The sequence below is a fragment of the Sphaerisporangium aureirubrum genome (genome assembly GCF_042658925.1).
In the GTDB taxonomy this organism is placed as follows: Bacteria; Actinomycetota; Actinomycetes; order Streptosporangiales; family Streptosporangiaceae; genus Sphaerisporangium; species Sphaerisporangium aureirubrum.
Genome location: NZ_JBHSRF010000002.1, coordinates 151559 through 170953, shown reverse-complemented (window position 1 = coordinate 170953; position 19395 = coordinate 151559). Strand labels below are relative to the sequence as shown.

Below are 19395 nucleotides of genomic sequence, written 5' to 3'. Positions count from 1 at the left end.
GAGAGCTATAGGTATATGTCCGGCATCTAGGCAAGTTTTCCTCGGCAACGGACCATGACGGCGTGGGGAACACCAGCGAGCAAGATCCTTCTCCGGTGCCATCCCCGCGAGACCGCTCCGATCCCCGGGCCTGGTGCGTGGTCGCCGTCGCGAGGCTGGCCCGCGATCAGCCGGAGGGAGCGCTGGAGGCCGCCGGAGAGGCGGTCGAGCGCGACCCCGGTGGCGAATGGGGGCATCGGCTGATGAGTCTCGCCCTGGAACGCCTCGGCCGCGACTCCGAGGCGGCCGTCGCGGCTCAGGACGCCGTCCGGCTCGCACCCGGCTCCTGGGCCGCACGGCTACGTTACGGCTCGGCGCTGCGCCGGGCCCCCGGCCGCTGGCGCGACGCCTGGGCGCAGGCGCAGCAGGCCGTCCGCTTCGCCCCCGAGCAACCCGACCCCCACGTGCTGATCGGCGACCTGGCCCTGGCCCGCGGCGACTTCCGGCAGGCCGCGACCGCCTACCGCACCGCGCTGCGCCGCGACGAGGACCACCCCTCCGCCCGGATCAACCTCGGCCTCACCCACCTGCGCTGGGAGCGCCCCCGCGACCACCACGACCCCACCTGGACCGTCGACCCCCGGGAGACCGGCCGCGCCCGCCGCGCGCTGGAGGTGTGGTCCCGCCAGGTGCGGGTCCTCGCCGCGTTCGCGCTCACCGCCGTCGCCGTCCTCGCCTTCTGGTACGACCTGCGCGACGAGGCGCGGATCGGCGGCGCCGCCGTGCTGGCGCTGATCCTGGCCGCCACCGTGCGCCAGGCCAGGCGGATCACGGTGTGGCGGTACGTGCCCGGCATGCTCGCCAGGGACCTGTGGCTGAGCGTGTCGGTCTCGGTCGCGCTGCTCGTGGTCGCGGCGTACGTCGCGGCGCTCGCCACCCTGCCGGACTGGTCGCCGGGCTCGCTGGTCGTCCCCCTGATCTCCCCGCCCGGCGCCGCCACCGTGGTCGTCGAATGGGAGGACATCCTCGGCGGCTTCTGGGCCGGGCTGTTCGGCCTGGTGCTGTTCAACGGGGTCGCCGTGACGTGCCTGCGCGTCTTCGCCGAGACGTGGCAGGGACGGCCGGTGCGGGCCCTCGCCGAGTTCACCGCCGTGCCGCCCGAGCGCGTCGGGCTGCGCGACACCGGCGTCACCCTGTGGATCGTCGCCGCGCGGCTGTGGTCGCTGGTCGCGCTGCTCGCCGTCGGGCCGCTGGTCGCGGGGGAGCGGCGGGCGGCGCTGGCCGCGGTGTGCGTCCCCCTCGCGCTGCTGTACGTGCGGTGGCGCGGCGGGCTGCGGTACCGGCTGCGCCCGGTGCTGCGGCACGACTGGCCGCTCGCCGTCGTGCTGGTGACGCTCCTGCCCGCCTCCGCCGCACTGTTCACGGCCGGGATCGTGGCCGCGCTCGGCGCGCCCCCCGAGACCGGGGCCCGCGCGTGGTGGATGGTGGCGGCCACACTGCTCGTCGCCGTGCTGTGCTTCCTGGCGCGGGCCGCCCGCGCCTGGTGGCGCCGGTCGGCGGGGCCGTGGCGGGCGTCCCTGATCCTGTGCGAGGGCTGCGGGCCGCGGCTGCCCGGGGACGTGGTGCCGCCCGTCGGCCTCAGCGAGGACGTGCGGCGGGCGTTCACCTACTCCCGCGGCGTCGTGCTCTCCTACAGCGACGTCGACGGGCCGCGCACGCTCGCCGTCGGCGCGGTCACCTCGATCAGCTCGTCGGGGGAGCTGCGCCTGATCGCCACCGAGGAGGCGTGGTCGGCCGCCGCCCGCGACCCCCGGGTGGCGGTCTTCGTCGCCGACCCCGTGGAACGCCGCTTCTGGGCCGAGGTCCGCGGCGTGGCCCTCGCCGACTCCGCCCAGGACGTCCTGCGCGTCACCCCCAAACATGTCTACGTCGCCGAATTCCCCGGCCGCCACGAAGCCAGGACGTCTCCCCGCCGCCGCTGACCCGCACCCGGCCGGACGTTCCACCTCGGACGCCACCCCCGTCCCCCGTCCCTCACCTGTGCACGGGTGGACATGTCACCCGGACTCGCCAGGGCAAATCGGTGTGCGTGGCGCGCGTGGCGGGGACGCGCGCGGGAGGCCCCGGTGCGGTATAACCGGGAGGCGACCGGGGAGGCGAAATGCGGGACTCCGACAGGGCCCGGCCGGCGGGGCGCGCCGCGGCCCGTGATGCGTTCGAGCATGTCCGACGACGTTACTTCGCGCTTTCCCGCGCCACGCGCCGGGTGATCTTCGCGGCGGTGCTGATCGGCGCCCTCGTCGCGGCCGTCCTGCTCGGCGGGTCTCCCTTCACCACGTTCGTCACTACTCTCTTACTTCTTGGCTTCGCCGAGCTGACCCTGCGTTTCCCCCGCGCCGCCGCGACCGTCCTGGTCGTGGTGGCGTGGTCGTGCGGGGTGGTGGTGACCGGCGGCTACCTCCAGCCGCACTCCGCGCTCCCCACCCTGTACCTCCTGCTCGGCCTGCTCACCGGCGTCGCCGCCCACCTGATCCGCTGGGTGACGCCGTGGGTGACCACCGTGGCCGCCCTCGGCGCCGCCGCCATGGTCGCCCTCGCCGTCGCCACGTTCTCGGCGGGCACCGCCGTCTGGGCGGCGTACGGCGTCGCGGCGGCCGTGCTCACCTACCGCCTGATCCAGGCCGGGCAGGCGCGCAACAGGTTCGCGGCGGCCCAGGCGTCCGCGCCCGGCCACCAGATGGGCCAGCGCGTCAGGGAGGGCGCCGCCGACCGGGAGCAGCACGAGCGCGCCGCGCCCCCGCCGATCTCGGTGGACGAGGCGCTCGGCGAGCTGGAGAGCATGATCGGCCTGGAGCCGGTCAAGGAGCAGGTGCGCTCGATCGCGGCGTCCATCGAGGCGTCCCGGCTGCGCGCCGAGGCGGGGTACACCACCGATCCGCCGATGCGCCACTTCGTGTTCGCCGGCCCGCCCGGCACCGGCAAGACCTCCGTGGCCCGCACCGTGGCCAAGATCTTCTACGCGTTCGGCCTGCTGGAGACGCCGTACGTCGTCGAGGCGTCCCGGGCCGACCTCGTCGGCGAATACCTCGGCGCCACGGCGATCAAGACCAACGAGCTGGTGGACCGCGCCCTCGGCGGGGTGCTGTTCATCGACGAGGCCTACAGCCTCATCAACTCCGCCGAGGGCCAGCCGGACCGCTTCGGCGCCGAGGCCGTGCAGACCCTGCTCAAGCGCGCCGAGGACGACCGCGACCGCCTGATCGTCATCCTGGCCGGATACGACAAGGAGATGTCCGGGTTCCTGGCGTCCAACCCCGGCCTCTCGTCGCGGTTCTCCACCCGGGTGAGGTTCCCCGCGTACTCCCCGGCCGAGCTGGTGCGCATCGTCGAACTGCTGCGCGCCCGGCGCGGGGAGCGGCTGTCGCCGGACGCGCCCAGGGTGCTGCTCGGCCTGTTCGAGGACGTCCACCGGCGCGGCCTGGTCGACGAGCTGGGCAACGCCCGGTTCGCCCGCAGCCTGGTGGAGACCGCGGCGCAGGCCCGCGACGTGCGCGTCGTCGGCGCCGGCGGCTCGCCGGAACGCGAAGACCTCGTCACCACCACCACCGCCGACCTCGTCAAGGCGTTCAACGACCTCACCGCCCGGTTCCGCGGCTTCCAGGCCCGGCCGAGCCTGGAAGAGGCGCTCGGCGAGCTGGACCGCATGGCCGGGCTGGAGCCGGTCAAACGGCAGGTGCGGGCCATCGCGGCCCAGCTGCGCATCGCCCGGATGCGCGAAGAGCAGGGGCTGCCCGCGCCGCCGCAGATGCGCCACTTCGTGTTCGTCGGGCCGCCCGGCACCGGCAAGACCACCGTGGCCCGCGTGCTCGGCCGCGTCTTCGCCGCCCTCGGACTGCTGTCCCGGCCCGACGTGGTGGAGGCGTCCCGCGCCGACCTGGTGGGCCAGCACCTTGGCGCCACGGCGATCAAGACCAACGAGCTGGTGGACCGCGCCCTCGGCGGCGTGCTTTTCATCGACGAGGCCTACAGCCTGGTCAACGGCGGCTACCAGGGCGGCGACGCCTTCGGCGCCGAGGCCGTGCAGACCCTGCTCAAGCGCGCCGAGGACGACCGCGACCGCCTGGTCATCATCCTCGCCGGATACGCCACCGAGATGGAGCGGTTCTTCGCCAGCAACTCCGGCCTGGCCAGCCGTTTCGACCAGCGTGTCGTCTTCCCGTCCTACAGCCCCGCCGAGCTCACCGAGATCGCCACGCTGCTGGCCGAACGCGCCGGCGACCGCTTCGACGCCGCCGCCGGCCGCGACCTGACCGACGTCTTCACCTGGGTCTGCACCGAGGGCCTGATCGACGACCTGGGCAACGGCCGCTTCGCCCGCTCCCTCTTCGAACGCGCCGCCCTCGGCCGGGACGTCCGCCTGGCCGGCCGGGGCGGCACCGCCACCACCGCCGACCTCACCACGATCACCAGCGAGGACATCCGCGCCGCCGTGGACGAGCTCGCCGACCGGTGACCTCACCACCGTCACCGGCGAGGACATCCGCGCCGCTGTAGACGAGCCCGCCGGGTGCCGTGCCGTGCCCTGCCGCGCCACCCGGCCCTCCACCCCCGCACGTCCCGAGGGACCTCCGGGATCGGGGCCGACACCGGGGGCGTTGACGACTATCTTGTCACCGGACGGTTACAGCGTGTAGCAGTATGGGCAGCGGGAAGCGTTCGCGAGCCGGGTCGGGGACGAGACAGGCGGCGGAGGGGGGGCGATGGCAGGGTTCCTGTTCCGCCGGGCGGTCAACTACCTCGTGCTGATCGGGGTCGCCACCAGCCTCGCCTACCTGCTGGCGGCCACGGCGCTCGACCCCCGGTCCAACTACGAGGGCCGCAACCCGCCGCCGCCCCCGGCGGTGGTGGACGCCCGGCTCTCGTTGTACAACCTCAACGACCGGACCCCGCTGCACGAGCGCTACCTGCGGTGGGCCGCGGGAGTGGTGCGGGGGGACTTCGGGCGGACCTGGAACGGGGACCAGGTGGGCGCGGAGATCGCGCGGCGGGCGGGGGTCACCCTGCGGCTGGTGCTGGCGGGGGTGCTGCTCGGCGGGGTCATCGGGGTGCTGGCGGGGGCCGCGGCGGCGGTCAGGCAGTACGGGTGGTTCGACCGGCTGTCGTCCGTCTGGGCGTTCACCGTCCTGGCGGTGCCGACGGTGGTGCTGGCCAACACGCTGATCCTCGGGGCCATCTGGCTCAACGACCACCTCGGCGCGCAGATCTTCCTGGTCAGCGGGGAGGCCACCCCGGGGCTGGCGGGCGGGCCGTGGGCCGGCCTGCTGGACCGCGCGAAACACCTCATCCTGCCCACGATCTCGCTGGCGGCCGGCCAGATCGCCGTCTACAGCCGCTACCAGCGCAACATGATGCTCGACGTGCTGGACGCCGACTTCGTCCGCACCGCGATGGCCAAGGGGCTGCGCAGGCGAACCGCCCTGCTGCGCCACGCGCTGCGGACCGCGCTCATCCCGGCCGTCACCTACTTCGCGTTCACCTTCGGGTCGCTGCTGGTGGGCGCGACCATCACCGAGTCGGTGTTCGGATGGCACGGCCTCGGCGAGGAGCTGGTCGCCTCGGTGCGCGGCAACGACGTCAACACCGTCGCCGCGATCAGCTGCTTCGCCGCGTTCGCCGTGCTGCTCGCCTCGCTGGCGTCCGACGTCCTGCACGCCGTCCTCGACCCGAGGGTGCGGGTGGCCTGACCCATGACGACGCTCCCGGAGGAGGACTTCGCCGAGGCCCACGCCGAGGAGCGGGCCCGCGCGGCGACCCGGCTGCGCGTGGTGGCGGGGCTGTTCCTCGGGGCGAGGCGGGGACGCCTCGGCTTCGGCCTTCTGACGTCGATGTTCCTGCTCGCGTTCGCCGGGCCCCTGGTGTCCCCGTGGTCGCCCGGCGAGCTGGACTTCCAGGCGTTCCTGCAGCCGCCGTCCACCCGCCACTGGTTCGGCACCTCGCAGACCGGCTCGGACGTCTACGTGCTGACCATGCGCGGCGCGCAGAAGTCGCTGATCGTGGGCCTGCTGGTCGCGGTGCTGTCCACGGGGTTCGCGGCGGTGGCGGGCTCGTTCGCGGGCTACTTCCTCGGCTGGACCGACCGCACGGTGATGTGGGTGACCGACCTGCTGCTGGTGCTCCCGGCGTTCCTGATCCTCGCCATCATGTCCCCGATGTTCACCGGCGGGCGCTGGCTGCTGTTCGTCGTCATGCTGGCGCTGTTCCTGTGGATGGTCACCTCCAAGATCGTCCGTGGCATGACGAAGTCGATCAAGGAGCGCGAGTACATCAGGGCGGCCAGGTACATGGGCGTCAGCCCGCCGGCCATCATCTTCAGGCACGTCATCCCGAACCTCGGGTCCCTGCTGGTGGTTGACGCCACGCTCAACGTCAGCGCCGCCATCCTCACCGAGACCAGCCTGTCCTACTTCGGCTTCGGCATCCAGCCGCCCGACGTCTCGCTCGGCGGCCTCATCGCCGACGGCGCCAGGACCGCGCTGTACGCCCCGTGGACGTTCTGGTTCGCCGCCGGCGTCCTGGTGGTCACCGTCCTCGCGGTCAACCTCATCGGCGACGCCCTGCGCGACGCGCTGGACCCCGGCGCCGGGCGGGCCACATGACCGGCCTGACCGGCACCTGGGCGGCGATGGAGGGACGGCCCGCCCCCAGGGAACGGGCCCCGGTGCTGGAGGTCAGCGAGCTGGAGGTCGCCTTCGGCGGCGTCGCGGTGGTGCGCGGCTTCGGATACTCCCTCCAGGCCGGCGAGGTGCTCGGCGTCGTGGGGGAGTCGGGGGCCGGGAAGTCGGCCGCCGCGCTGGCCGTGATGGGCCTGCTGCCCCGGCACGCGCGGGTGACCGGCTCGGTGCGGCTGCACGGCACCGAGCTGGTCGGCGTGCCGGACAAACACCTGGCGGCGTTCCGCGGCCGGGCCATCTCCATGGTCTTCCAGGATCCCCTGTCCGCGCTGACCCCGGTGTACCGCGTCGGGGACCAGATCGCCGAGGCGGTGCGCGTGCACCAGCGGGTGAGCAGGCGCACGGCGGCCGAGCGGGCCGTCGACCTGCTGGACCTCGTGGGCATCCCCGACCCGAGGCGCCGGGCCAAGGCCTTCCCCCACGAGTTCTCCGGCGGCATGCGCCAGCGCGCGGTCATCGCGATGGCCATCGCCAACGACCCGGACGTGATCATCTGCGACGAGCCCACCACGGCCCTGGACGTCACCATCCAGGCCCAGGTCATCGAGGTGCTCAAGCGGGCCAGGCGCGAGACCGGCGCGGCCATCGTGCTCATCACCCACGACCTCGGCGTGGTGGCCGGCCTGGCCGACCGCGTGCTGGTGATGTACGCCGGGCGCGCCGTCGAGGTCGGGCCGGTGCGGGAGGTGTACGAACGCCCGCGCATGCCGTACACCATCGGCCTGCTCGGCTCGGTGCCGCGGGTCGACGCGGGCCGCGAGCTGCCGCTGACCCCCATCGAGGGCGGCCCGCCGTCCCCTGACGCCTTGCCGCCCGGCTGCCCGTTCGAGCCGCGCTGCCCGATCAGGGTGGCCCGCTGCCGGGAGGCCGAGCCGCCGCTGCGGGAGGTCGAGCCCGGCCACCGCGCGGCCTGCGTGCGGGCCGGCGAGACGCCGTTCCCCCTGCCGCCCGCCGCCCCCGCCGCCCATCCCCGGCCGCCGAGGGCCGGGCGCGCCGTGGTGCTGGAGGTCGACGGCCTGGTCAAGCACCACCCGATCACCCGGGGCACCCTGCTACGCCGCCGCACCGGCACCGTCCACGCGGTGGACGGCGTCGGCTTCGACATCCGCGAGGGCGAGACGCTCGGCCTGGTGGGGGAGTCGGGCTGCGGCAAGACCACCACGCTCATGCAGATCCTCGAACTCGCCGCCCCCGAGCGCGGCCGGGTCACGGTGTTCGGCAGGGACGCCGCCACGCTGACCGCCCGGGAGCGCATGGCCGTGCGGGCCCGCATGCAGGTGGTCTTCCAGGACCCCCTGGCGTCCCTGGACCCCCGCATGACGGTGCACGACATCGTGGCCGAGCCCCTGATCACCCACGGGCGCGGCGACATCGGCCCCCGGGTGCGCCGGCTGCTGCGGCTGGTCGGGCTGGACCCCCGCGACGCCGCCCGGTACCCGGGCCACTTCTCCGGCGGCCAGCGCCAGCGCGTGTCCATCGCGCGGGCCCTGGCCCTGGAGCCCCGGCTGGTCGTGCTGGACGAGCCGGTGTCGGCGCTGGACGTGTCCGTGCGGGCGGGCGTGATCAACCTGCTGGAGTCGCTGCGGGACCGGCTCGGGCTGTCCTACCTGTTCGTGGCGCACGACCTGGCCGTGGTGCGCCACATCGCCGACCGGGTGGCCGTGATGTACATGGGCCGCATCGCCGAGATCGGCCCGGTCGCCGCGGTGTACGGTGCCCCGGCGCACCCGTACACCGTCGCCCTGCTGTCGGCCGTGCCGATCCCCGACCCCCGCAAGGAACGGGAGCGGCGCCACGTCCTGCTGGAGGGCGAGGTGCCGAGCCCGGCGCGGCCCCCGTCGGGCTGCCGGTTCCGCGGCCGCTGCCCCACCTTCAAGCTCCTCCCCGAGGCGCTGCGCGCGCGCTGCGCCCACGAGCAGCCCGAGGTGCGCGCCCTGTGCGGCGAGCACGGGGCCGCCTGCCATTACCCCGGACACCCCGCATCACCCGGACGACCCGGCGGCGTTCAGCCCGACCGATGAACGTGGAGGAATCGTGACAGCACCCCGGAGGCCCGCGCTCCGGCGGACGCGGGCCGGCGCCGCGGCGCTCACGCTCGCCGTCGTCGTGCCGCTCGGCCCGGCCGCCTGCGGCACCGGAGACCAGGGGGACGGGCGGCGCGCCGGGAGCGCGCGGCAGGCCGTCAAGGCGTACGACATCAACCCGGTGGCGCGCGCCCGGGTGCGCGACGGCGGCACCCTGCAGTGGGGGCTCACCGAGTTCCCCAGCCAGTGGAACCTGAACCACGTGGACGGCAACCTCGCCGAGGTCAAAAAGGTCGTCGACGCGCTGATGCCCGCCGCCTTCCGCGCCGACGAGAAGGCCGCGCCGTCCCCTAACCCCGACTACGTCACCGACGCCCGGGTGACCGCCACCAGCCCCCGCCAGGTCGTGACGTACACCCTGAACCCCCGGGCCAGGTGGTCGGACGGATCCCCTATCACCTGGCAGGACTACCACGCCCAGTGGAAGGCGCTGAACGGCGCCGATCCCGACTTCCACGTGGCCTCCACCACCGGCTACCAGGACATCGTGTCGGTGGCCCGGGGCGAGAACGACCACGAGGTGCAGGTCACCTTCCAGAGCCCGTTCTCCGAGTGGCAGTCGCTGTTCTGGCCGCTGTACCCCCGCTCGGCCAACGCCACCCCCGAGACGTTCAACACGGGCTGGCTGAACCGCGTCCCCGTCACGGCCGGGCCGTTCAGGTTCGCGGGCTTCGACCAGACGGCCAAGACCATCACACTGGTCCGCGACGACCGCTGGTGGGGGGACCGCGCCAAGCTCGACAAGATCATCTTCAGGGCGCTGGACGGCGAGGCGCTGGTGGGGGCCTTCACCAACGGCGAGCTGGACGTGTTCGACATCGGGCCCTCGGCGCCCGACTACTCCCGGGCCCAGGGCGCCAAGGGCGCGGTGATCCGCCAGGCCGCCGGCCCCGACTTCCGCCACTTCACCTTCAACGGCGAGAGCCCGGCGCTGTCGGACGTCCGGGTCCGGCAGGCCATCGCCCTCGGGCTGGACCGGGACGCCATCACCCGCTCCGACCTCCAGGGACTGGGCTGGAAGGGGGCCCTGCTCGGCAACCACTTCTTCATGAACACCCAGGAGGGCTACCAGGACAACTCCGGCGGCCACGGGGCGTACGACCCGGCCAGGGCCGAGCGCATGCTGGACGCCGCGGGCTGGCGGCGGGCGAGCCCGACCCGGCGGCGGGGCGGGCGGGAGCTGGCCGTGCGGTTCGTGGTGCCCGCGGGGCTCCAGCTCAGCAAGTCCGAGGGGGAGCTGGCGCGGGCGATGCTCGAACGCATCGGGGTCAAGGTGACGATCCAGGCGGTGCCGGGCGACGATTTCTTCGGCAAATACATCATCCCCGGCAACTTCGACATCGCCCCGTTCTCCTACATCGGCACGCCGTTCCCGATCTCCAGCAGCTACGCCACCTACGCGGACGCCGTCCGGGGCTCGGACGGCAAGCCGCGCTGGAACGCCAACTTCGGCCGCTCCGGCAGCCGGGAGATCGACGCCGCGATGCGCGTGTCGTCGTCCGACCTCGACCCCGAGCGGGCCCGCACCGGCGCGAACGAGGCCGACCGGTTGATCTGGCAGGAGGTCAACGTGCTGCCCCTGTACCAGCGCCCGCAGAACTGGGGCGTCAAGGCCACCCTCGCCAACATCGGCGCGCCCGGCTTCTACACCCTCCGCTACGCCGACATCGGCTTCACGGCCTGACGGGGGTCACTCCGGTGCCTCGTCGGGGATGTCGGCGATGTCGTCCAGGGCGGCGGCCAGCTCGCCGGGGTGGTCGCCGATGCGCTCGGCGATCTCCATGAGGACGTGGAGCACGTCGTGACGGTCGTGGCCGAGGTCGAGGAGGCGCTGGGCGGCCTCCCACAGCTGCTCGGGCTCGCCGTCCCACAGGCGGGTGGCGATCTCCTCGTGCCAGGCCAGGTGCTCGGCGAAGTCGGGGCGGTCGCGGTCGGCGATGTGGTCGATCTCCAGCAGCACGCGCCGGTCGGCGTCCTCGGACGGATGCATCGTCTCCAGGTCGATGTCGCCGTGCATGCCCTCCAGGAACGGGAACGCGAAGGCGCGGCGCGGCAGGGCCGACAGGTCGCCGTCGGGGAGCAGCCGCCGTACCAGGGAGCGGTCCAGCCCGAAGGTCGTCGGGTCGCGGTAGGCCTCGGTGAAGCGCCCCGCCGCGTCCCAGACGGCGTCCAGCGTGGCCTTCAGGCCCTCCTCGGGCAGGCCGGTGCGCGGCGCGGCGAACCGCACCCAGGACAGCAGGACGTGCGGCATGGCCTCCTGCTCGGCCTGGTCGAGCAGCACCTTGCGCGGCAGCCAGTCCAGCAGGAAGGTGTCGCACTTGGTGGGGCTGACCCGCAGCGGGCGGTTGAAGTCCTGGTCGCAGCCGTAGTCGATGATGTGGTCGGCGCACCGGGACGCGGCCGAGGGGTCCGACAGGTGCTCGGCGGCGTCCGAGGCCAGGAACTCGGCCGCCAGCATCGCGCGGCGGTCCCTGCTGTACGGCGCCTCGCTGAACAGCGGGGCGGGCCGCTTGCGTCCCGGCGGCAGCGCCTTGATCCGGGCCCGCGCGAAGGCGTGGAAGGCGCTGTAGCCCTCGCTGACGAGGCTGGGCGTCTTGCGGCCCAGGGACTCGGTCGTGGCCCGCATGGCGAACTCCAGCAAGGCCCTGGCCTGCTGAGGCTCCAGCTCCTCGAAGCGGAGCATGGGGTTGCCCGCCGCCTCGGCGTCCGCCCGCACCAGCAGCTCGTCCACCTGGGAGGAGACCCACGCGTCGCGGGCCATGCCGCGCATGTTGTAGTCGACGACCACCACCAGCGCGTGCGGCTCCTCGGGGGCGGACGGCTGGGGCTGCGCGGCCTGGCCGGGCTCGGCGGGCCGCGCGGCGGGGATCTCGGGCTGCTCCTCGGACGCCGCCGCGGCGCCTCCCGCCCGGCCGGTGGCGGCCTCGGCGGCGACGCGGGCGTGCGCGGAGGCCGGGGTGGCGGTCGCGCCGCCGCGGTAGCCGAAGGTGCACAGCACGGTGTCCTGGTCGCCGTAGGCGTCGCGGGAGACGTAGCAGCCGCGGGGCTTGACGGCGCCGACGCGCTCGGCCCAGCGCGGGCGGGCGACGTCGGACTCCATCAGGGCCAGCGCCGCGCCCTCGGCCTTGGCGGCCTGGCGGGAGGTGCCGAGGTAGGCGATGGCGATCAGCAGGGTGAGCGCGGCGGGTGTGCCGGCCTTGGCGGCGTACTCGACCAGGCCCTCGCCGAGGAACTCCTCGACGTCCCCGCGGCGCAGCCGGCGGCCCCACCACGCGCCGAGCATGTCGGAGACCATCAGCTCGGCGTCCAGCGGGGTGCGCACGGCGAGAAGCTCGCGTGCCGCCAGGAGCATCTCGGCGAACACGTCGTCCGGCGGCCGGGTCCCCCTGGGGTCACGTCGTCGTCGGCGGCTCACGCTCCTTACCTTCTCGCATTCTCGGGCCGAACGGTGCGCGGAACGCCGCCTGGTGACCCCGCTGTTACCAGGAAATTTTGACCTTCGCCCGACCGGGCCGGTCATAACCGCCGGTCATGGCCCAGCGGGGCCATTCGCGCATGGCCCATATGGATCATCCGGTTATGGCCCATGTGCGCACATCTGCGCCCTGTGTACGTCAAGGGCGTGGGTCGTCCCCCCGCCCGGCGTCGAGCAGCGGCGCGGACCAGGCCAGCGCCAGCAGCCGCTCGCGGGCGATGCGCTCGACGACCGCCGTGGTGGCGTCCACCCCGAGATGGGCCGCGCACGCCGAGACGTCGCGCACACACCTCCCGATCGTCTCGACCGGTACGCCGAGGAACTCGCCGGACAACCGGGCGACGACGGGCTCGGGCGGCTCGGCCGCCGCCGGTCGCGCGTCAGTGGTTCCCCCGGCCAAACGCAGTGCTAGAGCAGGCATGATAGGCGTTCGCAATCTCCCGGAGGCCGGGGACTTCAGCACCCCCGGGCCAGTGCTCTGAGGGAACGTGCGTATCCAATTCCATCCTGTCTCGCTGAGGTGTCAACCCCTTGTCCCGTAAGGGTTAGGGGTACTCAGGCACCTCGCGGCCGTTCCTGTGGGAAGCTGGTCCCGGGCGCGTCCGGCCACCGTTACGGCCGCGCCGCGCCGATCGGGGGTGTACCCCGCGGGCCGAGCGCGGAGGGAGGGGTCGGGCCGATCCGCCGAAGACCGTGCGGAGCTCGGGGCCGGCGACGAGAAAGTCGGCCGATCTTGCTGCACACGGCGGCGGCTTTTTGACAGGATGCGTTGACCGCATCGCGGCCGGGGCTTCCGTCCGTGCGTGCCCATCGCCGATGATGTAGTGCAGTTCCGCGCTACCAATCACAGTTATGGAGATGTGCCTCGTGGGAGACCCTGGCACGCGACGGAGGTGCCGACCATGAGCGCCGAAACCTCCGTGCCCCGTCCCCGGGAGTCGGGTGTGGACATCTCAGACCCCGCCCTGTTCGAGGGCCTGCTCGCCGAGGCGCCGTTCGCCTTCGCTTTCTTCGACACCACCGGCCGGTTCACCCGGGTCAACCAGAGCTTCGCCGACATCGGCGGCCTCGCCGCGGGCGAGCTGGTGGGCCGCACCACCGCCGAGGTTCTCACCGGCGATCTCGCCACGCTGATCGACACCGCGCTCCACCGGGTGCTCGAGGAGCACCGCGCCGTCGCCCACGGCGACCAGCGCCTGCGCCTGCCGTCCGCGACCGGCGACCCGCGTCACTGGGTCCTGTCGTTCTACCCGATCCACGGCGAGAAGGGGGCGCTCACCGGGGTCGCGCTGTTCGGCGTGGACGTCACCGAGCGCCAGCTCGCCGAAGAGGAGCTGCGCCGTAGCGAGGAGCGCTACCGCTCGCTGGTCGAGTCCCAGCAGCAGCTCGTGTGGATCACCGCGCCGTCCGGCGCCGTGATCGAGGACGCCTCGCAGTGGCGGGCGATCACGGGCCAGAGCTACGAAGAATACCTCGCGTACGGCTGGCTGGAGGCCGTGCACCCCGACGACCGCCCGGCCGCCGAAGAGGCGTGGCGCGAGGCCCTGCGCGGCCGCACGATGTTCGAGTGGAGCTACCGGGTCCGCACCCGGGCCAGCGGCTACCGCCACTTCGAGGTGCGGGCCGTCCCGATCATCCGCAACGGCCGGGTCGTCGAGTGGGTCGGCGCCAACAGCGACGTGACGCCGCAGCGCGAGGCCGAAGAGATGCGCGGGCGCCTGACCGACCAGCTCGGCGCCGCCGCCCTGCGCACGGCCCGGCTGCAGGGCGCCACGGCGATGCTGGCCGAGGCGCTCACCGTGGAGCAGGTCGTCCAGGTGATCATCGACGTGGGCCGCACCGCCCTGGCCGCCGACCGCTCCGCCGTGGCGCTGCTCGACTCCGACCGGGCCGTGCTCAAGCTCACCAACAGCGGCGGTCTGCCCGACGTGCCGGGGGCGCCGGGCGAAGAGATCCCGCTGACGCAGGCCAGCGTCATGACCATGGCCGTCAACAGCCGCCGGCCGGTGTTCGCCGAGTCGCCGGAGAGCCTGCGCGCCCAGCTGGTGGAGGCGGGCGCGGACGAGACCACGATCTCCGGGTTCCTGGAGCACAGCGACGAGCGGTCCTGGGTGGGGCTGCCGCTGCTGGCCGCCGGGCGGGCGCTCGGCGCGCTCAGGTTCGCCCACACCCGGCCGCAGAAGATCTCCCAGGAGGACGGCGTCTTCCTGGAGGCGCTGGCCGGGCAGTGCGCCCTCGCCGTGGAGCGGGCCACGCTGTTCGAGCGCGAGCACCGCACCGCCGAGACCCTCCAGCGCAGCCTGCTCCCCGAGCGGCTGCCGGTGATCCCCGGCGTGGTCCTGGCCCAGCGGTTCCGGTCGGGCAGCAGGCACGTACAGGTCGGCGGCGACTGGTACGACGCCTTCGTGCTCCAGGACCAGCGGGTGGCCGCGGTGGTCGGCGACGTGATGGGCAAGGGCGTCAAGGCCGCGGCGGGCATGGGGCGCATCCGCAACGCCATGCGCGCCCTGGCGCTGACCAACCCGCCGCCCGCCGCCGTGCTGACCGGCCTGGACCGCGTGTTCGACGCCACCGAGGAGGAAGAGCAGGTCACCACCCTGGCGTACATGGTCGTCGAGCCGGGCAGCGGCGACGGCACTCTGGCGCTGGCCGGGCACCCCCCGCCGCTGCTGGTGTCGCCACAGGGCACCGCGGTGCTGTCGGACGGCGAGCCCGGCACCCCGCTCGGCTGGCCGACCACCCGCAAGCAGTTCCGGTTCTGCGTGCCGCCCGGGCACACGGCCGTGCTCTACTCCGACGGCCTCGTGGAGAACCGCAAGCGCGGACTGGACGCCGGATTGGCAGAACTTTGTTCCGTCGTCAGCGAGGCGCCCCCTGAAGTCCTAGGAAATCCGCACATGTTGCTTGACTTCCTGGTGGATCGCATGCTGGCGGGGTATGAGCAGGACGATGACGTCACGGTGCTCGCCGTCCACGTGCCGGCCGCCACAAAGAGTGACTGAATGAATCAGTCATAAGGGTTGCTTTCGGGTATCGGTGACCCGCTTCCGTACGCACTACTGTTCCGGTCGGCCTAGGGTGGAGGGGCAACCGCTGTGAGGCGGCCGTAAGGACTGCGGGGTCATGCCACAATGCTGGGCAGGTACGTCGCGGTTCGCACGGCCCACCACCGAAAAAGAAGCAATCGCCCCTAGCGGGCACCTGGGTCCATTCTCACCATGCGTTCGTTCGAGAGGTGTTCGTGTCGCCTGCAAGTTCGACTCGCTCGAAGCCGTCTGAGCTGAACGAGCCCGTCATTCAGCGGCTGATCGAGCGTGGGCGCTCGCAGGGTTTCCTCGAGTCCGAGGATGTCCGCAAGGCCTTCGAGGAGGCGGACATCCCGATGTCGCACGCCGCTGGGTTCCTGAGGAACCTCAGCAAAGAGGGTGTGACCGTCGTGGTGACCGCCGCGGACTCGGCGGCGCCCAAGAGGTCTCGTGGCCCGGCCAAGCGTCGCACCGCCGCCCCCGTCAAGAAGACCAAGTCCGCCACCGCGGCGGCCAAGGAGCAGCCCGATACCGTCACGGCCGTGGTGAGCGGTGCCGGAGGCGAGGCAGCGGCGACCGGCGAGAAGCCGGCCGCCAAGAAGCCGGCGGCGAAGAAGCCCGCGGCCAAGAAGGCCGTTCCGGCAAGGAACGCCGCGCCCGCCACCGACGCGCCCGCCAAGGTCCCCACCCCTGCCGCCCTCGCCAAGAAGGCCAAGCCGGAGGTCGCCGTGCCCGCGTCGCCATCGCCAAAGATCGAAACCAAGCCCAAGGTCGCCGCAGAGGACGATGAGGAGCTCGACATCGAGGGCGACCTCGAGCTCGAGGACTTCGACATCGACGTCGAGGTCGACGCCGAAGCCGAGACCGAGCCGGACGCCGAGACGCCCGAGCCCGAGGCCGAGCCCGACGCCGAGATCGAGGCGGAGGTCGAGACCGAGGAAGAGCCCAAGGCCGGCGCCGAGGTGCAGAGCGACGACGAAGTCCTGATCATCTCCGATGACGACGACGACGCGCCGGTCGCGCAGGTCGCCGCCGCCGGGGCCACCGCCGACCCGGTGAAGGACTACCTCAAGCAGATCGGCAAGGTCCCCCTGCTCAACGCCGAGCAGGAGGTCGAGCTGGCCAAGCGCATCGAGGCCGGCCTGTTCGCCGAGGAGCAGCTGGCCAACGACGGCGAGCGCCTGCCCGTCGACGTGCGCGCCGAGCTGGAGTGGATCGCCGAGGACGGCCGCCGCGCCAAGAACCACCTGCTGGAGGCCAACCTCCGCCTGGTGGTCTCGCTGGCCAAGCGTTACACCGGCCGCGGCATGCTGTTCCTGGACCTCATCCAGGAGGGCAACCTCGGCCTGATCCGCGCGGTGGAGAAGTTCGACTACACCAAGGGCTACAAGTTCTCCACCTACGCCACCTGGTGGATCCGCCAGGCGATCACCCGTGCCATGGCGGACCAGGCGCGCACCATCCGCATCCCGGTGCACATGGTCGAGGTCATCAACAAGCTGGCCCGGGTCCAGCGGCAGATGCTCCAGGATCTCGGGCGCGAGCCCACCCCCGAGGAGCTGGCCCGCGAGCTCGACATGACCCCTGAGAAGGTCGTCGAGGTGCAGAAGTACGGCCGTGAGCCGATCTCTCTGCACACCCCCCTCGGCGAAGAGGGCGACAGCGAGTTCGGCGACCTCATCGAGGACTCCGAGGCCATCGTCCCGGCCGACGCGGTCAGCTTCACCCTGCTCCAGGAGCAGCTCCACTCGGTGCTCGACACGCTGTCCGAGCGCGAGGCGGGCGTGGTGTCCATGCGGTTCGGCCTCACCGACGGCCAGCCGAAGACGCTCGACGAGATCGGCAAGGTCTACGGCGTGACGCGCGAGCGCATCCGTCAGATCGAGTCCAAGACCATGTCGAAGCTGCGCCACCCCTCGCGGTCCCAGGTGCTGCGCGACTACCTCGACTGATCACGATCGGCCCTGCGGCTCCCGCCCTCGTGGCGGGAGCCCGGGCGGCCACCTCACCTCCGGCATGACGGGGCATCGGGGTGGTTTTTCGGCGTTCTGGGGTGAACGCGCGAGGTGAAGGGTCCCCCCGGCGCGCGGGCGGGTGGTGGCGCAGGTCGGCGCGGCGGATCGGTGGGCCGTGCCGGGGTCGTCTTAACGTGGCCGTAACCCTCCGGTAGCGCCGGAAGTCTTGACCTTTTCTAGGCTCACCCGGCATGGGTGTGATCGAAGTGGATCGGGCTCGTGCTCGGGGGCCACGACTGATCGCAAGCCGTCCGTGGACGGATGCCGTGCTCGACGAGGCGGTGCACGCCCTGGGGCGTGGATACCTCGAACCCGCCATTCCCGCTCTCGTCGGTTCCAGGGGGGACCACGAGGTACGCGCGCTGCGCGTCGAGGCGCTGGGGAAGGCCGCCGTTGGTCTCACCGGGGGCATCGAGGCCCTGTTGTCGAGAGACCGAGCCAATCCCGATCTGTGGCTGTGGCTCGCCCGGGTCCGTATCGAGGAGGCCTGGCACATCAAACCCGACGTGCGCGCCCGTGCCGTACAGGCGGACCGGCTGCGCATGTTCCACCGCGCGATGGAGTCCGCCCGGGCGCCCCTGCACAACGCGGCACGCCTCACTCCGGACGACCCGGTGCCCTGGATCACCCTGTTATGGCTGGCCATCGGCCTGGAACGGCCGAGGGAGGAGCGGGACGAGATCTACGAGGCGGCGGTGGACCGGGCACCCCGGCTGTACGCCACCGCTGTCGCCCGCCTGATCAGCCTGTCGCCCGGCTGGGGCGGCACGAGCCAGGAGATGCTGGCCTTCGCCCGCGCCGCCGGCGCACGCGCCCCAGCGGGCGATCCCATGGCCGCGCTGCTGCCGCTGGCCTACTTCGAGCACATGTCCGGTGAGCGGGTCAGCAGGTCGCGGTTGTGGGACTCGTTCGAGGTGCAGCGCGAGCTCACCGTCGCCGCCGGCCGCTGGCACGACGGGCGCAACGGGCGCCCGCATCCCCGCGCCGTGGAGGCCAACAACGCGTTCGGCGCGGCGTTCTACCTGGCCGACATGCGCAGGCCCGCCCGCGGCCATCTCGCCCGCACGGCGGGCAGGTTCAGCACGATGCCGTGGTCGCATCTGGGTGATCCGGAGAAGGAGTACACCAAGGCCTGCTCCCGGCTGAACGTCACGAGTTGACGACGATGTCCACGGTCCAGGGCTCGCCCGCCCGGGGCGGCGGCCCGAGTTCGGCCGTGTGACCGAGATCCGCGAGCAGCCCCGCCAGGGCCCGGGGACTGCGGGGACTCGCCCCGCATTCCAGTAGCGAGCGCGCCACCGTGCCGCGCGTGGCCTTGGCCATGTGGCTGACCACCGAGCGCGCGCCGTCCGCCTCGCGCAGCACCCGGACCGTGACCGCCTGTGACGGCGGCCGCCACGCCGCGGCGTACGTCGAGGAGCGAAGATCCACGATGAGGCCCCGCTCGGCGTCCAGAGCGCCGGTGAGAGCCGGCCGCCAGTGGGCCGCCAGGCCGCCCAGGGGCGGCAGGCGCACGCCCATGGACAGCCGATAGGGGGGAACGCGGTCGCGAAGGCGCAGCGCGCCCCACAGGCCCGAGAACACGATTACCGAGCGGTTGGCGCGCCGCCGGGCGGCGGCGTCCAGTGAGGCGATGCCGAGATTGTCGTAGAGAACACCGGTGTAGAGCCGCGCGGCGGGCAGCGTCCTGGCGGTGCGCAGCGCGCGGTCGAGGTCGAGTTCGCCGGCCTGGCCAGGGGTGAGGCCGAGAACGGCCAGCGCTTCGCCGCGGGGCCCGTGGGCCACGGCGGTGAGCGCGTCGATGACCTTCTCCCGGGCGGAGGTCAGCGCGGGGAAGCTCAGGGCGTCCAGGTCCACGGGCGGGCCGTCGCCTTTGGCGGCCTTACCCTCGGACGGCGGAAGCAGGATCAGCACGGCGCACGATCCTAGCGCCCACGCAGGTCAGGAACCTGGCGAGCCCTAAGCGTCCCGTTGATCCTCGTCGGGGCGCCGGGGGGTCGGCGTCCCGCGGGGGTACGCGGCGGGGGACCGGGGCAGGCCCGGTGTCACCGCGTTCATGTGAGGTTGTGATCTATGGGATGAGGA

Annotated in this window: 12 protein-coding genes; 9 read left to right on the top strand and 3 right to left on the bottom strand. The window is 72.9% G+C overall.

The window, feature by feature from the left end; translation table 11 throughout:
- Positions 1–95 precede the first annotated feature (95 nt).
- The 6 genes from ACFP1K_RS02205 to ACFP1K_RS02180 all read left to right on the top strand — a co-directional run bounded on the left by ACFP1K_RS02205 (position 96) and on the right by ACFP1K_RS02180 (position 10478).
- On the top strand, positions 96–1961 hold the full coding sequence (locus ACFP1K_RS02205) for a CHAT domain-containing protein (protein ID WP_380746525.1): 1866 nt from the start codon (positions 96–98) through the stop codon (positions 1959–1961).
- A 179-nt stretch (positions 1962–2140) separates the two neighbouring features.
- The gene (locus tag ACFP1K_RS02200) at positions 2141–4492 is read left to right on the top strand and encodes an AAA family ATPase (RefSeq protein WP_380746520.1); all 2352 of its coding nucleotides are present in this window, start codon (positions 2141–2143) and stop codon (positions 4490–4492) included.
- 247 nt (positions 4493–4739) lie between these two features.
- Positions 4740–5723, top strand: a complete 984-nt coding sequence (locus ACFP1K_RS02195; RefSeq protein ID WP_380746517.1) for an ABC transporter permease — start codon at positions 4740–4742, stop codon at positions 5721–5723.
- Between the two features lie 3 nt (positions 5724–5726).
- A complete protein-coding gene (locus tag ACFP1K_RS02190; protein WP_380746515.1) occupies positions 5727–6635 on the top strand; it encodes an ABC transporter permease in 909 nt (302 codons plus the stop codon).
- On the top strand, positions 6632–8731 hold the full coding sequence (locus ACFP1K_RS02185) for a dipeptide ABC transporter ATP-binding protein (RefSeq protein ID WP_380746512.1): 2100 nt from the start codon (positions 6632–6634) through the stop codon (positions 8729–8731). The genes ACFP1K_RS02190 and ACFP1K_RS02185 overlap by 4 nt, the downstream gene beginning before the upstream one ends.
- A 13-nt stretch (positions 8732–8744) precedes the next feature.
- Positions 8745–10478 (top strand): ABC transporter family substrate-binding protein, encoded by a 1734-nt coding sequence (locus ACFP1K_RS02180; RefSeq protein WP_380746510.1) that lies wholly within the window; start codon positions 8745–8747, stop codon positions 10476–10478.
- A 6-nt stretch (positions 10479–10484) separates the two neighbouring features.
- Here ACFP1K_RS02180 and ACFP1K_RS02175 read toward each other — a convergent pair whose 3' ends face one another.
- Together ACFP1K_RS02175 and ACFP1K_RS02170 are read right to left on the bottom strand one after the other, a co-directional pair.
- Positions 10485–12146, bottom strand: coding sequence for a hypothetical protein (locus ACFP1K_RS02175; RefSeq protein ID WP_380746730.1), 1662 nt, complete (start codon positions 12144–12146; stop codon positions 10485–10487).
- A 262-nt stretch (positions 12147–12408) separates the two neighbouring features.
- Complete coding sequence (locus tag ACFP1K_RS02170; protein WP_380746508.1) at positions 12409–12690, bottom strand: hypothetical protein; 282 nt, start codon at positions 12688–12690, stop codon at positions 12409–12411.
- Between the two features lie 481 nt (positions 12691–13171).
- On the opposite strand from ACFP1K_RS02170, the gene ACFP1K_RS02165 reads away from it, so the two are divergent.
- From ACFP1K_RS02165 to ACFP1K_RS02155, 3 genes are all read left to right on the top strand, one after another.
- Complete coding sequence (locus ACFP1K_RS02165) at positions 13172–15271, top strand: SpoIIE family protein phosphatase (RefSeq protein WP_380746506.1); 2100 nt, start codon at positions 13172–13174, stop codon at positions 15269–15271.
- A gap of 239 nt (positions 15272–15510) precedes the next feature.
- Entirely contained in the window at positions 15511–17247 is a 1737-nt protein-coding gene (locus ACFP1K_RS02160) for an RNA polymerase sigma factor (protein ID WP_380746504.1), read from the top strand.
- A 329-nt stretch (positions 17248–17576) separates the two neighbouring features.
- A complete protein-coding gene (locus ACFP1K_RS02155) occupies positions 17577–18470 on the top strand; it encodes a hypothetical protein (protein WP_380746502.1) in 894 nt (297 codons plus the stop codon).
- On the opposite strand, the gene yaaA is transcribed toward ACFP1K_RS02155, so the two are convergent.
- Entirely contained in the window at positions 18460–19224 is a 765-nt protein-coding gene (gene yaaA / locus ACFP1K_RS02150) for a peroxide stress protein YaaA (protein WP_380746500.1), read from the bottom strand. The two genes, ACFP1K_RS02155 and yaaA, sit on opposite strands and share 11 nt — an antisense overlap.
- Positions 19225–19395 lie beyond the last annotated feature (171 nt).

Coding starts and splice junctions, on each gene's coding strand:
- ACFP1K_RS02200 (WP_380746520.1), top strand. CDS start 2,141: ATGCGGGACTCCGACAGGGCCCGGCCGGCGGGGCGCGCCGCGGCCCGT.
- ACFP1K_RS02195 (WP_380746517.1), top strand. CDS start 4,740: ATGGCAGGGTTCCTGTTCCGCCGGGCGGTCAACTACCTCGTGCTGATC.
- ACFP1K_RS02190 (WP_380746515.1), top strand. CDS start 5,727: ATGACGACGCTCCCGGAGGAGGACTTCGCCGAGGCCCACGCCGAGGAG.
- ACFP1K_RS02185 (WP_380746512.1), top strand. CDS start 6,632: ATGACCGGCCTGACCGGCACCTGGGCGGCGATGGAGGGACGGCCCGCC.
- ACFP1K_RS02175 (WP_380746730.1), bottom strand. CDS start 12,146: ATGCTCCTGGCGGCACGCGAGCTTCTCGCCGTGCGCACCCCGCTGGAC.
- ACFP1K_RS02170 (WP_380746508.1), bottom strand. CDS start 12,690: ATGCCTGCTCTAGCACTGCGTTTGGCCGGGGGAACCACTGACGCGCGA.
- ACFP1K_RS02165 (WP_380746506.1), top strand. CDS start 13,172: ATGAGCGCCGAAACCTCCGTGCCCCGTCCCCGGGAGTCGGGTGTGGAC.